Consider the following 15,279-nt stretch of genomic DNA (forward strand, 5'->3'; position numbering starts at 1 on the left):
GATGCAGCAAAAAAGCCGGCTGGTACGTCCTGCAAACGGGTCCTGCTGACCAGTTCGCGGCATCCGTTCGGGCCCGGCAGGCCTTTGCTTAGACCGGCGCGCCAAAACCTCCGGTAGACCCGAAGCCTGCGCCGCCGCGGACCGAGCCACTAAGTTCCTGGACCGGCAGGAAGCGGGCGTACTCCACTCGTTGAATTACCATTTGTGCAATTCTATCGCCGCGCGAGAGTTCGATCGCCTGGTGCCGGTCGGTATTGAGCAGCGTCACCGCGATTTCTCCGCGGTAGCCGGCGTCGACGGTTCCTGGGGCGTTAACTACTGTCAGCCCGTGTTTGGTCGCCAGCCCGGACCGCGGGTGGATCAAGGCAACAAAGCCGTCGGGGAGGGCAATGGCAACCCCGGTAGGGACCAGTTTGCGCTCCCCCGGTTCCAGCACTACGTCCTCGCGGGTCCGCAGATCCGCACCGGCGTCGCCGGGGTGCGCATACGACGGCGGTTCCAATCCGTCGTCGAGCATCTTCAGCTGGACCGTAAGGGTGGTGGTTCCGTATTCGGGCGCAGGCTGCGTTTCCGGCAAATCTTCGGGCGTTGCGTCGGTGGCGTCCACGGCAGTCGTTTCTTCAGTCACAGTTCCTCACTCTAACGCCAGCGGCGACGATCGGCCACGCGGCGTCCGGCCGGCCGGGATACAGGACCTGCTGCCGCCGCCAAGGTGAAATAGCCCGGGAAAAGTGGAAAGCTGGCCTTATGCCCGAATCCAGCGCAGCCACGCCTGCCCCCATAAGCACCCCCAGCGACGCCACAGTTGTGTACAACGAGAAACTCTGGCCGAACGCTTGGATCTGGCTGGTGGCCGCGGGACTGTCGGGCGCCGGGATTCTGGTATTCGCCCCGATCAGCATGTTCGCAGGGATCACCGCTGCGGTGGTCCTCTTTACCATCATCTCGGTGTTGCTGGTCCTGTCGACCCCTTCCATTACGGTCACGGCCGCCACCTTGCGCGTCGGCCGGGCCACGATCGAGCGCGGCTTTGTTGGCAGCGCATCCGCGTTCCGGGGCAAGGAAGCGACGGCAGAACGCGGCACCCGCCTAAACGGCCTGGCGTTCCTGTGCATCCGTGGATGGATCGATCCAGTGGTCCGGGTCGAGATCACCGACCCCTCCGACCGGACCCCGTACTGGCTGGCCTCCACGCGGCACCCGGACCAACTCCTCGCCGCCCTGGCCTCCTAGCCCGCACAGTCCCGGCATTAAGGGAGCGAACGGGGCCGGCTGCGGACCGAAAAGCCCTGGAAAGTAGCGGAAAATTGCGGCGCGCCCTCCGTCCTCACCGGAATTCGCCCGCATCGATGGCAGAGTTTCGATTGTTAGTAATGCCAGGGTGGAGGATTTGTATGCAGGATCTACGGCTTGTAGGCGTCCACGACGACGGGGAGCATCTCCTGTTGAGCGGCACCGGCGGCGAGATGTTCCAGCTGCCGATCGATGAGGCGCTTCGAGTGGCGGCCAGCAGGACCGCGGCTAAGGCCGCCTCCGGCGCTGCGCCCATTGCCATGTCTCCGCGCGATATCCAGGCGCGGATCCGCAGCGGCTCGACGGCGGCCGAGGTGGCTGAGCTCTCCGGCATTCCGCTCGCGAAAGTGCAGCGCTACGAGGGCCCGGTCCTGGCCGAGCGCGAGCACGTGGCTGCGCAGGCCCAAAAGGTGGAAGTCGCTGCCCCGGCCCCAGGCCATGACGTGTACCGCTCCGTGTTTGGCGACCAGCCGGCATTGCTTGGCGACATGGTGGCCCACCGGCTTAGCGCGCACGGCATCGATGCCTCCACTGTGGAGTGGGACTCATGGCGGCGCCCCGACGGCAGCTGGAACGTGGTGGCCCGGTTTGAGGCGAAGGCCGGCGGACCCGCTGGCATCGGCGAGGAACCCCCTGCCATGTGGACCTTCAGCCCGGCCCGGAAGTCCCTGCAGAACGCGAACCGCTGGGCGCAGCAGCTCAGTGAACTTGAGCCCCTCGACGGTCCGGTCCCGGCCCGTCGGCTCGCTGCCGTCTCCGACCGGCCCTTCGATTTTGAAACCGACGCCGATGCCGCCGCGCGGACCGCCACCGCACAGCTCCAGGTCGTCCAGCAGCTCCAATTGCAGCAGGAGCAAGAGTCCGACGGACTGCTTGACATGCTGCGCTCCCGCCGCGGCCAGCGCCTCGGTGTGGACGAGGACGCCGACGACGCCCTGGCCACGCTGCTGACGAACGGGGTCCCCGCCGCCCACCCGCGGCCCTCCGAAGTCCCTGCCGAGGTCTCCGCCGAACCGGAACCCGCCGGGACCGGGGGCAACACTCCGGAACCGGAAGACACCGAACAGCCGGTTCCTGCCGCGGATCGCTGGGAACGACGCCGCGACGGCCGGCCCTCGATCATGTCCAGGCTCACCTTGGCGCCCCGGCACCAGGACGCACCGGATGACGCCCTGCGGCTGCACGACGGCGTCAGCACCGAAACGCGCGAGATCACGATCGCGGCGTCACAGCTGCGTCCGGTCGGCAAGCAGGGGCCTGTTTCCAGCCCGGGGCTCGATGAGCTCCTCGGCGGCGGAACGTCCCGGCGCCAGCAACGGGAACCCGCAGCGGCAGCCCGCGATGACCGCGACGCCGAGCAACCGGAGCGCCAGCCGGCAAAGCCAAAACGCTCCAGCATCCCGAGCTGGGATGACATCGTCTTCGGTGCCCGCGGGGACTAGGCCTTCTCCGGAAGATCCGGTGCCCCCGGCGCGGGGCCCTGACCGCGCAGTCAGCCGCGGTGGGCCCTTCGTCCGTCCGCCTGGAAACACAGCAGCGGGACTTCACGTTCGGCTTTTGTCAGCGATCCGTGCTGGCCCACCACCTCAAGGGCCGTTGGCCGGACCCGCCGGGTGTCATAAAAGGCCACGGCGTCCCTGGCCGCGATCATCACGTCCCCGATCCGCGTAACAACCTCGGCCCGGACCTCACCAAAGAGTCCCGCGGCGATGCCTTCCGCCCGGGTAAACGCCCAGATCCGCTCTCCGAAGCGTGCCCGCCAGGCCTCAACCAGCCGCAACCGGCCGGCATCGCCCACCTGGTCGTCCAGGTACAGGTGGACCATCCGCGGCTCCCCCGCCGTGTGCCGGACACCGGCCACAAGTTCGGGGTCGGCGGAATAATCGATTCGCTGCGACTGCGGCACGTCAAGCATGCCGTGGTCCGCCGTGAGCACAATGGTGGTGCCTGCCGGCAGGGTGGCGCTCAGCCGTTTGGCGGTGGCATCGAGTTCCTCCAGCTGGTGCTCCCACTGCGCTGACTGGCAGCCGTAGCGGTGCCCGGCCTTGTCCAGTTCGTTGACGTAGAAGTACATCAGGGACCGTCCCGATCCGGCCATCGCCTCGGCGGCGGCAGCGGTCCTGGCCTGCGCGGTGGTGGCAGTGACGTAGCGGCCACCACGCAAGGCAGCGCGGGTCATGGCCGAGTCACTGAACTTCGGGAGGCTGACTGTGGTGACGTCCACATGGTCCGCGGACTGCTCGAACACCGTCGGGAACGGCTGCCACCGCTGCGGGTCGACGCCGGCGTCCCAGCCGCCAAGCATGTTGACCACCCGGTCCTGATCCGGGTCCAGCACGTCGTAGCCCACCATGCCGTGCTGCCCGGCGGCCAGGCCGGTGCCGAAGCTGGCCAGCGACGCCGCGGTGGTGGACGGAAATGCGGAGTCCAGCCAGACCGGCACCTCGCCTTGCCCGGACTGCATGACGGAGCGCAGGAACGGTGTGTGCGCCGACTTCTGCTTCAGCAGGTTTCGGCCCAGCCCGTCGGCGAGAACAACGCAAACACGCTGCGCAGCCGGCAACTTGAGCCGGTTCTCGAAACCCGGCACGCCCAGGCTGGCGGCGGCACTTGTGAGCACTTCGGCGATGGAACGCTCACCGAACGCCGGGGCCGCGGGCAGGTTCTGCGCAAGGGCCGCGGCGGAGGACAGGGGTTGGGGGGTGCCGGCCGGTGCCATCTCAGCGCTGGTGGCCGCGGCTGGTGCGGCTGCCGAACACGCCCATACGCGGGCGCGGCGGAAGTCCCGGACCGGTGTGCGGGACCGGGGCCGTGGACCCGGTATTCACGGCGCGAAGGGCACGGGCGAACAGCTTGGCGTCCTGGACAGCCTGCAGGCCGTCGGCCTCGGCGCTGATCCGGAGGACAATGTCTTCCTGGGCGATGGTGCCGCTGTAGCCATGGTCGGACTCGCACTGCGGGTCGCCGCAGCTCGCCGGTCCCATGTCGAGGCGCTGGCCGCCGGACCAGGCGATGGACAGGGTCAACTCCCGCACGGGATCCGACGGTTTGTAGTCCTGGGGCTGGGCGTACACATAACTGAGCAGCACGGAACGGATCTGTGTCACCGGAACGGATTCGGTGGAGACCTGGGCCACGATCTGTTCCCCGGCCTCGTCCAGCTGCTGGTCATCCACATGGGTGATGACGAGCATGTCCTCGGTCAGGACCAGCACGGAAATGTGGCGCCGCACTTCGGCGCGGTCGAAGTGCGTCTCCAGGTGCACCAGGTGGGCCACGCAGTCACGGCCGTCAAGTGCATCGGCGACGACGTCGGCCACCAGCCGGGGGTAGAAACCGGCCTGCTGCAGTGCCCCTTCCAGGCTTTGACCCTGCGCGCTGTGATCATGCAGGCCTTGATGGTGCGCGCCCGGACGTCCGGATACTGCCGCCTGGGGCTTGGGTGTCGGAGACTGAAAGCTCATGGTCCCCATTTTCACAGATCGGCTGGGGACATGCTAACCCGTTGCCGGCCGGGCGCCGCCGCCGCCGTGGCGCCGGCACTCCCCCGCACCGGCTCCCGGGCCGTCAGCTGCGCATGGCCCGCCGGGCGCTGTCGGTACGCTGGGCAGCATTCGCGATCCGGACGTCGGCAGCGAGGATGGCCGCGCCGTCCGGCCCGGCGAGCACGGGGTTGAAGTCCACCAAGGCGATTTCCGGGTGGTTGTCCTTGAGCTTGGTCAGCCGCGCCGCGAGGTCCTCCAGGGACCGCGCATCCACGGCCGGCAATCCCTGGTAGCCGAAGAGCTTGCGCGAGGCACGGGGGGACCGGATGAAATCATGCAGGTCGGAGCCGGAGAGCGGAGGCACCCGGTGGGCCCAGTCGTCCAGCAGGTTGACCGCATCGCCGGCCAGGCCAAAGGAAACCACGGGGCCCAGCAGCGGGTCCTCGATGGCGCGGAAGGTGCACGCCTGGCCTACCGGCGCCATGGTCTGCACCTCCAGCGACGGCGAGCCGTAGCGTTCCAGCGACTTGCGCATCTCCAGTACGTTGCGGCGCAGCGAGTCCGCATCCTGGATGTCCAGGCGCACCCCGCCCAGGTCCAGCCGGTGCCGCAGCGCAGGGTCGGTTGTTTTCAGGGCCACCGGCCAGCCAAGCCGGTCCGCGGCCGCGAGGGCCTGTTCGACGGTGTCGAAGCCGACCGACGGCACCACCCGGATACCGTAGCGGGCCAGCAGGCTGGCGGCCGTGTCCGGGTCCAGCCGGAGCAGTTGCTCACCGCCCACCCCGTCCAGCAGGCGTTCGAGCTCCTCGTGGGTGCCTTCGGGGTCGCAGCCCTCCGGCTCCGTGAACAATCCCTGGTCCCGGTCGAGCCACTGGGCGTAACGGACCACGGCACTAAGCGCCGCCACTGCCGTCCCGGGGTTGGAGAAGCAGGGAACCGCCGCCGGACCCGCGTCGGCTCCGACCATCCCTTCAACGTAGATCGAGGGGTCAAGGAGCCCGCTGAACGCCGCGACCACGGGTTTGCCCGCCGCCACCGAACATTCGGCCAGCACTTCGGCGATCTTCTCGACGGTCAGGCCGTGGGCCGGGAGCAGGGCGACCATCACGGTGTGGACGGTGTCCGCCGTGAGGATCTCCTGCAGGCTGTGCCGCAGCGCGGGCAGCGCCACGGACATCCCGGCGTCGAGGTCGACGTCGGTAACGATCCGCTCCACACCGAGGCCCTGGGCCGCGGCACTGTCAGCAACGACCTTGCCAAGGGCCCGCGAATTGCTGAAGACGGCGATACCCGGCCCCTTCGGCAGCGGCTGGCTCGAGACGATCTGCGCGACGTCCATAAGTTGCTCGATCGTCTCAACGCGGATCACCCCGGCCTGGCGCATCATCGCGTCAAGTGCCTCGGGCGGGGCCAGGGTGGTGCGGACCGCGTGGCCGGGAGGCAGGCCCAGGCCCGTCGCGTCGGATTTGGCCACGATGACCGGCTTGGTCCTGGCCAGGCGCCGGGCCAGGCGAGAAAATTTGCGCGGGTTGCCGATCGATTCCAGATAGAGCCCAACGGCGGTGGTGTCGGCGTCGTCCTCCCAGAACTGCATCATGTCGTTGCCGGAGACGTCGGCCCGGTTCCCGGCCGAGAGGAACGTGGAGATCCCGACGCGGCGCCGGCTGGAGGCGGCGTAGAGCGAGACACCGATCGCCGCTGACTGGCTGAACAGGCCCAGGCCGCCGCGGCCGGCCAGCGTGGGCGCCATCGAGGCGTTCAGTGATACAGCAGGGTTGGTGTTCACAATGCCCAGCGAGGCCGGCCCGATTACCCGCATGCCGTTGGCACGGGCCTGCCGGACGAGTTCGCGCTGCCGGGCCAGGCCGCGTTCGCCGTCGTCGGCATAGCCGGAGGTAGCCACCACAATTCCCTTGACCCCGGCGGCGCCGCACTCCGCCACGATTTTGGGGACCTCGGCATAGGGGACTGCGATGATGGCCAACTTAACCGGGCCCGGCACTTCGGCGAGCCGGGCAAAGGAGAGCATGCCGGCCAGCTCAAAGGCTTCCGGGTTGATGGCATAGACCGGGCCGGTGAAGCCGCCCTCGATGATGTGCTCCAGCAACTGGTAGCCCACGGTGCCCCATTTGCGGCTGGCCCCGATCACGGCGACAGAGGACGGCGCAAGCAGTTCCTGGATGCTGCGGGCCTCGGCGCGGTGTTCCCGTGACTCCATCACGGCGCGCGACTTGTCGGTGGGGTCGATATTGAATTCGAGGCTGACCACACCGTCGTCGAAATGGCGTTTGACGTCGTAGCCGGCATCTGAGAAGACCATCAGCATCTTGCGGTTTTCCGGGAGGACCTCGGCGCTGAATTTCCGGATCCCGTTTTCGCGGGCGGCGGCGGCGAGGTGTTCAAGCAGAATGGACCCGATGCCGCGGCCCTGGTGCGCGTCGGCGATGTTAAAGGCCACCTCGGCGTCGGCGGGGTCATCGAGCCGGTCATAGCGGCCGATGCCCATGATTTCCCCGCCTACTGTGATGACCAGGGCCACGCGGTCCTTGTAGTCCACTTCGGTGAACCGTTTGAGTTCCTTGGCGGACAGCTTGGACTTAAAGGCAAAGAACCGCATGTAGATGGACTTCTGCGACTGTCCCACGTGGAAAGCCTGGACAGCGTCCGAGTCGGACGGGTGGATCGGGCGCAGATGGGCCGTCCCGCCGTCACGCAGGACAACATCGGCTTCCCAATATTCCGGATATACGCCTTCCGCGGGCTGATCCACCATAGGCTTAGCCTAGTCATAAAGTTACGCAGCGCACGCTCAGCACCCCGCAGAAGGACCCACCAGCCTCATGGCCCGCCGCCAAAGCCCGTCCCCGGCAGGGGAAAGCAGCCAGGATTTCGTCGAGAACATCGTCGACATCGATGTCACCTCGGAGATGGAAGGATCGTTCCTCGAGTACGCCTATTCGGTGATTTACTCGCGGGCCCTTCCGGATGCCCGCGACGGGCTGAAACCTGTGCAGCGGCGCATCCTGTACATGATGAGCGAAATGGGCCTCCGGCCGGACCGCGGCCACGTCAAGAGCGCCCGCGTGGTGGGCGAGGTGATGGGTAAGCTTCACCCCCACGGTGACACCGCCATTTACGACGCGATGGTGCGCATGGCGCAGGACTTCTCGCTGCGGCTGCCGCTTATCGACGGCCACGGCAACTTCGGCTCGCTCGACGACGGACCCGCCGCACCCCGGTACACCGAGGCCCGGCTCGCGGCGGCGGCATTAACGCTGACCGACCACCTCGACGAGGACGTGGTGGACTTCGTCCCCAACTACGACAACCAGCTGACCCAGCCGGACGTGCTGCCGGCGGCGTTCCCGAATCTGCTGGTCAACGGCGCCACGGGCATCGCCGTCGGGATGGCCACGAACATGGCCCCGCACAACCTGGTCGAAGTGATTGCCGCCGCGCGGCACCTGATCGAGTACCCGGAGGCCACGCTCGAGGACATCATGAAGTTCGTCCCCGGCCCTGACCTGCCCACCGGCGGACGGATCGTGGGCCTGGACGGCATCCGCGACGCGTACGCGACCGGCCGCGGCTCCTTCAAGACCCGCGCCAAGGTGGAGGTCGAGCAGCTCTCGGCCCGCCGCACCGGTCTGGTGGTCACTGAACTGCCGTACATGGTGGGACCGGAAAAGGTGATCGAGAAGATCAAGGACGCCGTTAACGGCAAGAAGCTGACCGGTATCAGCGACATCGTGGACCTCACGGACCGCAAGCACGGCCTGCGCCTCGTGATCGAACTGAAGAACGGCTTTAACCCCGCTGCCGTGCTCCAACAGCTCTACCGCTACTCGCCGATGGAGGATTCCTTCGGCATAAACAACGTCACACTCGTCGACGGCCAGCCGCAGACCCTGGGCCTGCTGCAGTTGCTCTCCGTCTACGTGGAACACCGCATCAACGTGGTGCGCCGGCGAACCGCTTACCGGCTCGGCAAGAAGAAGGACCGCCTGCACCTGGTCGAGGGCCTCCTGATCGCCATCGTGGACATTGACGAGGTCATCCAGATCATCCGGTCCTCGGACGAGGCGGCCGCGGCCCGGACCCGGCTGATGTCCATCTACGATCTCTCGGAGATCCAGGCCAACTACATCCTGGAACTCCGGCTCCGGCAGCTGACCAAGTACTCCCGAATCGAGTTGGAGAAGGAACAGGACGAGTTGCGCCGCGAGATTGCCGAGCTCGAGGCCATCCTCGGCTCCAGCGAGCGGCTCCGCGGCTTGGTGTCCGCCGAGCTGGCAGAGATCGCGGAAAAATATGGAACACCCCGCCGCACCGTGCTGCTGGAATCCGAGGCCGTCTCCCCCACTGTCGCCGCGCTGGCCGCCGCGACGGGTACCCGGGGCAAGGCTGCGCCGCTGGCCCTCGAAATCCCGGATGACCCCTGCTGGGCGATCCTGACGGTGTCCGGGCAAATTGCGCGGACCACCAACCGGGACAGCCTCGCCGAATCGGGTCCGCGGACCAGGCACGATGTGTTCGCCTCGGTGGTGAAGTCCTCGGCGCGCGGCGAGATCGCCGCCGTCACCTCCCAGGGCCGTATGCTTCGGCTCCAGGTGATGGACATGCCGGTATTGCCGCCGACTTCCGGTACACCGAACATGGCCGGCGGCGTCCCGGCCAAGGACTTCATCACCCTGCTCAAGGGCGAATCGCTTGTGGCGTTCGCGCCGCTGGATGAGGTGCTCGCCATCGGCACTGCCCAGGGCGTCGTGAAACGTGTCCAGCCCGACTACCCGCTGAACCGCGAGGACTGGGAAGCCATCGCGCTCAAGGACAAGGACACCGTGGTGGGGGTGGCTCCCGCCGGGTCCGACGACGTCGACCTCGTTTTTGTGACCCGGCAGTCCCAGCTGCTGCGCTTCGCCGCCTCCGCTGTCCGTCCGCAAGGCAGGACCGCCGGCGGCATGGCAGGGATCAAGCTGGCCGCCGGGGACCGGGTGATGTTCTTCGGCGCCGCGAGCCCGGACGACAGCGCCGCAGTTGTCGTGACCATCGCGGGCACGGAGGGGGCCCTGCCGGGCACGGCCCCTGGTGCCGCCAAGGTCACGGCGCTGGCCGAATACCCTGCCAAAGGCCGCGCCACCGCCGGGGTCCGGGCACACCGTTTCCTCAAGGGTGAGGACACCCTGCTCCTCGCGTGGGCAGGCCACGGCCCGGCAAAGGCCTCTTCGCTGGCCGGTGTGGCGCGTTCCCTTCCCGGTGAACACGGCCGCCGCGACGGGTCCGGCATTCCGCTCTCGCAGGCAATCGACGCGATCGGTCCGAGTATGTCCTGGCAGCCGGAACCCGGTGCGGATTCCTAAGCCGGCAACGGCGCATGCCGCGGCGGGACAATACGCTTAGACTGCTCCCATGCCTATCATCGCGGACAACAAGGACTGGACCTGGGTGCTGTCGCAGCCTTGTCCGGAATGCGGTTTCGACGTCACAGCAAGCACCCCGGCGACGGTGCCGGGGCAGCTGGCAAGCATGCTTCCCCGCTGGCGGGCGGCACTGCGTCGCCCGGAGGCGGCGGAACGCCCGGACGTAAACACTTGGTCGGTACTGGAGTACGCCTGCCATGTCCGGGACGTCTTCAGCCTGTTCGATTACCGGCTGGATCTGATGGTCAGCGGCGAGGACGCCCGGTTCGCAGATTGGGACCAGGACCTCACCGCCGTCGAGAAGGACTATGCCAGCGCCGATCCGGCCAAGGTCAGCGCGGAACTTACCGCTGAGGGCGAGCAGATCGCGGCGTCCTTCGGCCGGGTCCCGGAGGACCAGTGGGACCGCAAGGGCACCCGGAGCAACGGCTCGGAGTTCACCGTCCTGACGTTCTCGCAGTACTTCCTGCACGACGTGATCCACCATCTCCACGATGTGGATGCCTAACCCGCCGACAGCCGGCTGGTGAACTACCAGCGGGTCCGGGCCGCTACAGTTCCTTGTCCCAGGCCATGCTGCGGCTGACGGCCACATAGCCCATCTTGGTATAGAGGGCCAAGGCACCGGTCGGGTTCTCCGAGTCGACGTCGAGGGAGGCCTGGTCCATCCCGGCCGCGGCGAAACGGCGCATCGCGTCGGTCAGCAGGGCTTGTGCCACGCCGCGGCCGCGGAACTCCCGCCGGACGCCCAGCAGGTCCGTGTAACCCTCCGTGTAGCCCCTGGACCCAGCGATGGCAGCGTCATGGCTGGCGAGCTGGTAGCCGGCGACCCTCCCGGTGGCCCGTTCCAGCACCACAGCGCTGAGATCCGGCCGGGCCAGCGGGTCGTTCAGCACAAAGCCCCACGCCTCATGGTCCCGGGGCTCGCTGCCCCAGTGGTCCTGGAATGCTTCATTGTGCGCAAGCCGCACCGGCTCGTGCAGCTCGGGGCCAAAGGTCACCAGCTCCAAGGCGGCGTCAAGCACAACCTCGGGGACGCCATCCTTTAGCGGGCGGTGCATCTCGTTAAAGTAGCGGACAATCCGGTAGCCGGCGGCCTGGAACAGCGCCGCCTGGTGCGTGTGCTGCTCTTCCGCCTGGAGCCGCAGCTTGGGCCTGGCTCCCGGCATTGCGTCCACGGCAAAACGCTGCCGGGTCACGGATTCCATCCAACCCAGCAACCCGGTGCCGATCCCGGTTCCCTGCCATCCGGGATCGACGGCGCCGTAGCCGATCGCCTTCTCGCCTTCCGGGTTCTTGGTGATCCGGCCGTAAGCCCGGGCCACGCCCTCCCCGTCGATGCCGAGGATGGTATTTGCGGCAGCAGGATTCATTGTCGAGGCGAGGACCTGTTCCAGGTCCGCACGGCGTTCGAACCAGGCCGGCTGTTCGACGCCGGCGGTCCGGGCGATCAGCGCGGCCCAGCCATCCAGGTCCGCGGGCCGGCCGGCCCGCCACTGCAGGCGGTGGTCCAGGCTGGTTCGGGGATCGGCGTGTCCGTGCATGGCAACAGGTTAACCTGCGGTCTACCCCCGCGCCAGCGACGGCGTTGGCGCCCCGGAACGCGGCTCATGGCCGGCGGCCGCGTGGTCCAGATCCAGGCGGGTGTCCGCATCGGCAATATCCGCCGGGTTGTGAGTCACCAGCACTACTGTGCGGTCCCGCAGGCCGCGCCGGAGCTGCGCCAGCATCAGCCGGCCGGACTCCGCGTCAAGGTGCGCCGTGGGTTCGTCCAGCAGGATGATATCCGCCCCGGTCAGGAGCGTGCGGGCAACGGCCAGCCGCTGCCGTTCGCCGCCGCTGAGGAACGCACCCCCGGGCCCGATCCGTGTGTCCAATCCGTGCTCCAGCCGCCCGATCAGCGGAGCGAGGCCCACGTCAGCCAGGGCAGCGCGCAGCAGCTCTTCCTGTCCCCGGCGCCGGTCTTCCGGGAGCCCGAGGAGCAGGTTGCCGCGGATGGTCGAGTCGAACAGATGCGCCTCCTGCGGGCACCACGCCGCCCGCCCACCCAACAGGACGTGGCCGCCTGCTGCCGGCAGGAAACCCAGGATCACGGCAAGCAGGGTGGATTTTCCGGAGCCGGAAGCCCCGGTCACAGACAGCCAGCGGCCGGGTTCGGCCGTGGCCGTGAGCGCAGTGAAGACCGGCAGCCCGCCGGGCCAGGCGGCGGCAAGGTCCTGGAGTTCGATGCCCGGCCGGCCGCCTGCCCTGGCCCCGACCGGCACCAGCCCGCCGGAAGTCTTTGCGTCGTGGTCATCGAGTACGCCCGCTTCGCCGATTCGCTCAAGCACGGCCCGCAACGCCGGGTACTGCCGGACGGCCGTTGTGATTCCCGCGTAGGGCTCCACCAGCGCGAGTTGGAGCAGTACAACGACGGCGGCAGTGGAGGCTGCGACGGCACCGCTGAGGACCGAGGGAGCCGCCAGCACCGCGCTGGCGAGGGCTGCGCTTCCGCAAGCCAGCACGGTCAGGCCCTGCCCGAGCCCCTCGGCCCAGGCCGAGCGCTGGGAAGCAGCAGTCGCCGCGCCGTCGGCGCCGGTGATGGCGTCGAGCACGGGTGCGCATACGCCGTTGGCGTGGAGCTCGGCGCGGGCATCGAGGGCCGCCGCCACTTGGCGGAGGACCCCGGAGCGGAGGCTTTGTTCGGTGCCGGCGGACATCCGGTCCGCGGCCAGGGCCAGCGCCGGGGCTGCCACCAGGCTTAGCAGGGCGGCGGCAATCACGGCCGGGAGCGCTGCCGGCACCAGCAGCGCGATGCCGGTAACGGCGGCGGCAGCGACGGCCAGGGCCGTCAGCGGCGGCAGGACCACACGGGGCAGGAGCTCACGTATCGTGTCGACGTCGTCCACCACGGTACCCAGGACGTTGCCGCCCTGCAGCAGCCGGCGCAGCGAGAGGGCGCGCCGGCTCAGCGATTCCCAGAGCCGGCCGCGGAGCCGTGTCAGGGCAGCAAAGACAGCATCGTGCAACAGCAGGCGTTCAAGGTACCGCAGCGCCGCCCGGCCGATGCCGAAGAAACGTACACCCACGATTGCGGTGAGCAGGTACAAGATGGGCGGCTGCTCGCTGGCGCGAATGATCAGCCAGCCGGAGAGCCCGGAGAGTGCGACGGCAAAGAGTGCGGCAAGGGTGCCGACAGCACCGGCCGCGGCGAACGCGAACTGGACCGGTGCGAGCAGCCGGCGGAGCCGCGCCGCCGTCGAACCGTGGCCGGCCGGCGCTCCAAGCGCGCCCCGGTGTTCCGGGCCCTCACCCATTCCCGGCTCCGCAGGCACGGGCCCGGACAGCTGCACTCCGGACAGCTGCACATTGGACGGCCGGGATGCGGCGGCAGGGGAAACGGCCGCCGCGGCGGCCGCCGCCACCGAGCTGCCGGCACCGATTGCCGGCGCTGCACCGATTGCCGGCGCTCGCCCGGGGGCCACCGCCACCAGCTCATCGGCAAGCTCCCGGGTCGCCTGGTCGTGAGCCACCAACACGATGGTGACCTTTCCCCGCAGCCCGGCAACGGCGCGGCTGACCGCTGTTGCTGAGGCACGGTCCAGGTGTGCCGTAGGTTCATCGAGCAGCAGCACCGTAGCGCCCGCTTCCACTCGGGCCAGGCCGCGCGCCAGTGCGACGCGGCGCAGCTCCCCCGGGCTGAGTTCGGCCGGGTGTTTCGCGGCGAGGTGCTCCGCGGCGCAGGCACGCAGGCAACGCAGGGCCGTGGCCGCGCCGGCGCCGGACGCGGCTCCGTCCGGTGCGGCGCCCAGATAGAGCCGCACCTCGTCCAGCACTGTCGGTGCAACCATCACGGGATGCTGCGGTACCCAGGCCAGGTCGGCCGGGGTGAATCCTTCTAACCGACCGGTGACGGTGGTTTTTCCGCCGGTGCCGATGGTGCCGGCCAGGACGCCGAGTACTGTGCTCTTGCCGGCACCGCTGGCTCCGTCGAGGGCGGTGATCCGGCCCGCGCCGGCGGTGAAGCTGAGCGGTCCGACGGCGGAGTCCAGGCTGCCTCGGTAGCTGACGACCAGCCCGACCACTGCCACGGCAGGGGGGCCGGCGGCCGGGCCTGCCGTGCCGGCAACCGCGGCAGCGGATGGCGGGACGGGGCGAAGCGGCGTGGATTCGGGTGCCTCGAGGACTGCGGTGGTTTCGGCGAGCGCGGCGCGGCCGTCGTCACTGGCGTGGTGGGCAGTGCCCAGTTCCCGCAACGGCAGGTAACAGTCAGGGGCGAGGATCAGGGCCAGCAGCCCGGCTTCCAGTGCCATGTCACCGTGCACCAGCCGGACGCCGATAAAGACCGCGACGACGGCCACAGAGATGGTGGCGATGAGCTCCAGCGCGAGCGCGGACAGGAAGGCGGTCCGCAACGTCCCCATGGTCCGCCGTCGATACTCCTCCGAGAGGTCCTCAAGGGCCTTGCGCTGGGCAGTGGCGCGGCCGAGCCCAACGAGCACGGGCAGGCCCTTGGCGAGTTCCAGCATGTGGCCGGAGAGCCGCGACAGCGCCGACCGGGCTTCCCGGACGCGCTCATCGGTGTACCGGCCGATCAGGACCATAAACACCGGCACCAGCGGGACGGTCAGCACAATCACAACGGCACTGATCCAGTCGGCGAACAGAATGCGGGCTCCCAGCAGCAGCGGGAGCGCAGCGCAGTTCACCAGGGCCGGGAGGTACTGGGTGTAGTAGCTGTCCAAGGCATCCAGTCCCCTGGTCGCGAGAATGGCAAGGCCGCCGTCGGCGGGCCCGGCGGACCGGGTGCCGCTGCGCAGCGCACGCGCCAGCAGCTGCGAACGCAGTTCCTCCTTCACACCCAGTGCAGCGCGGCGCGACGCTGCCGCCTGCGCCCAGACGGTCAGGGAGCGCAGCACCACCCCGGCAACCCCCCAGTACAGCTGAGCGTTCCAGGCCGGGTCGCCGGCCATCAGGCCGGCCAGCATGGATGCCACCGCCTGGCCGACCAGCACGAGGGACAAGGCCTTCAGGGCCGCGAGCAGGCCCAGCAGGTACAGGGCTGTGCGGTTGGCGCGCCCCCGGGGGAACTGCGGTCTCAT

10 protein-coding genes are annotated in these 15,279 nt (G+C 68.7%); 4 read left to right on the forward strand and 6 right to left on the reverse strand.

The features are described from left to right. Nucleotides 1-88: 88 nt before the first annotated feature. Nucleotides 89-577: a dUTP diphosphatase gene (gene dut / locus QK287_RS08540; RefSeq protein ID WP_226773249.1), complete on the reverse strand. Its 489-nt coding sequence runs from the start codon at nucleotides 575-577 to the stop codon at nucleotides 89-91. A gap of 170 nt (nucleotides 578-747) precedes the next feature. On the opposite strand from dut, the gene QK287_RS08545 reads away from it, so the two are divergent. Both QK287_RS08545 and sepH read left to right on the forward strand, forming a co-directional pair. Beyond that, on the forward strand, nucleotides 748-1,233 hold the full coding sequence (locus tag QK287_RS08545) for a DUF3093 domain-containing protein (RefSeq protein WP_282359840.1): 486 nt from the start codon (nucleotides 748-750) through the stop codon (nucleotides 1,231-1,233). Between the two features lie 161 nt (nucleotides 1,234-1,394). Beyond that, nucleotides 1,395-2,735, forward strand: a complete 1,341-nt coding sequence (sepH, locus tag QK287_RS08550; protein WP_282359841.1) for a septation protein SepH — start codon at nucleotides 1,395-1,397, stop codon at nucleotides 2,733-2,735. 50 nt (nucleotides 2,736-2,785) lie between these two features. Here the strand turns inward: sepH and QK287_RS08555 are convergent, their stop codons facing one another. From QK287_RS08555 to QK287_RS08565, 3 genes are all read right to left on the reverse strand, one after another. After that, the gene (locus QK287_RS08555; protein WP_282359842.1) at nucleotides 2,786-4,012 is read right to left on the reverse strand and encodes a nucleotide pyrophosphatase/phosphodiesterase family protein; all 1,227 of its coding nucleotides are present in this window, start codon (nucleotides 4,010-4,012) and stop codon (nucleotides 2,786-2,788) included. A gap of 1 nt (nucleotide 4,013) precedes the next feature. Continuing rightward, nucleotides 4,014-4,757: a DUF5998 family protein gene (locus QK287_RS08560; protein ID WP_253033111.1), complete on the reverse strand. Its 744-nt coding sequence runs from the start codon at nucleotides 4,755-4,757 to the stop codon at nucleotides 4,014-4,016. 103 nt (nucleotides 4,758-4,860) lie between these two features. Beyond that, nucleotides 4,861-7,551, reverse strand: a complete 2,691-nt coding sequence (locus QK287_RS08565) for a GNAT family N-acetyltransferase (protein WP_226773234.1) — start codon at nucleotides 7,549-7,551, stop codon at nucleotides 4,861-4,863. A 67-nt stretch (nucleotides 7,552-7,618) separates the two neighbouring features. Between QK287_RS08565 and QK287_RS08570 the strand changes: the two genes are divergently transcribed. Both QK287_RS08570 and QK287_RS08575 read left to right on the forward strand, forming a co-directional pair. After that, nucleotides 7,619-10,138 (forward strand): DNA topoisomerase IV subunit A, encoded by a 2,520-nt coding sequence (locus tag QK287_RS08570; RefSeq protein ID WP_282359843.1) that lies wholly within the window; start codon nucleotides 7,619-7,621, stop codon nucleotides 10,136-10,138. 49 nt (nucleotides 10,139-10,187) lie between these two features. Then, a complete protein-coding gene (locus QK287_RS08575) occupies nucleotides 10,188-10,706 on the forward strand; it encodes a DinB family protein (protein WP_226773236.1) in 519 nt (172 codons plus the stop codon). Nucleotides 10,707-10,749: 43 nt separating this feature from the next. On the opposite strand, the gene QK287_RS08580 is transcribed toward QK287_RS08575, so the two are convergent. Beyond that, complete coding sequence (locus QK287_RS08580) at nucleotides 10,750-11,742, reverse strand: GNAT family N-acetyltransferase (RefSeq protein ID WP_282359844.1); 993 nt, start codon at nucleotides 11,740-11,742, stop codon at nucleotides 10,750-10,752. Between the two features lie 21 nt (nucleotides 11,743-11,763). Continuing rightward, the gene (gene cydD / locus QK287_RS08585; RefSeq protein ID WP_282359845.1) at nucleotides 11,764-15,279 is read right to left on the reverse strand and encodes a thiol reductant ABC exporter subunit CydD; all 3,516 of its coding nucleotides are present in this window, start codon (nucleotides 15,277-15,279) and stop codon (nucleotides 11,764-11,766) included.

It is taken from the genome of Arthrobacter sp. AL05 (genome assembly GCF_029960715.1).
Taxonomy (GTDB): domain Bacteria; phylum Actinomycetota; class Actinomycetes; order Actinomycetales; family Micrococcaceae; genus Arthrobacter.